General features: G+C 49.0%; 1 protein-coding gene. It reads left to right on the top strand.

The annotated features are described in order from the left end of the window. A partial coding sequence (locus OKC24_RS19805) for an IS4 family transposase (RefSeq protein ID WP_265466301.1) occupies positions 1–781 on the top strand: 781 nt, incomplete at both ends.

The following is a 781-nucleotide window of genomic DNA, read 5'->3' as shown; positions in this document are numbered from 1 at the left end:
CTTGCCGGATATGCCCTCAACCTTGACCTTATCGCCAAAGTGATATTTGCTCTTCTGCCCGTCAAGACAGGACTGGTCCTGAGCCTTGACCGCACCAACTGGAAATTCGGTGAGGTCAACATCAATATCCTTATGCTTGGTGTCACTTACAAGGGTGTTGCCTTTCCTCTGCTCTTTACCATGCTCGACAAACGCGGCAATTCCAATTGGAAAGAACGGACGCGGCTGATTGATAGATTTATACGGTTGTTCGGAGCCGAGTGTATCGACTCTCTTGTTGCCGACCGCGAGTTTGTCGGCAAGGAATGGGTCGAATATCTCAACAACAGACGCATCCGATACTATCTGCGGATTAAACAGAATTTTTGGTTGCGCAATCCCAAATCCTGCCAGGATGTCAGGGCGTGGCATCTGTTTCACGGTCTTAAGCTCGGCCAGGAACGTGTCTACGACAAGCTGTTTCTCCTCAAAGGGGAATATGTCTATATTTCCGGAGCCTTGCTGAAAAACTCCGATGGCGTGCCTGAACTGCAAATTCTGATTTGTTATAACCGCCCCGAAGAGGCCGTTGCCACTTACAAACAACGATGGCAGATTGAGACATGCTTCAGAGCTATGAAATCCTCCGGCTTCAACATCGAGGACACCCACCTGCGCGACATCGACCGCATCGCTCGTCTTACGGCGATGGTCTGTATTGCATTGGCGTGGGCGTATCTTGTTGGTGAACATAAGGATATCAATGTAAAAGCTATCAGAATATTGAAACACGGCAAGAGAG

The sequence above is a fragment of the Acinetobacter entericus genome, from assembly GCF_026168575.1.
In the GTDB taxonomy this organism is placed as follows: domain Bacteria; phylum Pseudomonadota; class Gammaproteobacteria; order Pseudomonadales; family Moraxellaceae; genus Acinetobacter; species Acinetobacter bouvetii.
Note: the sequence above shows the minus strand (reverse complement) of the source record. Positions and strands in the feature narration are given on the sequence as shown.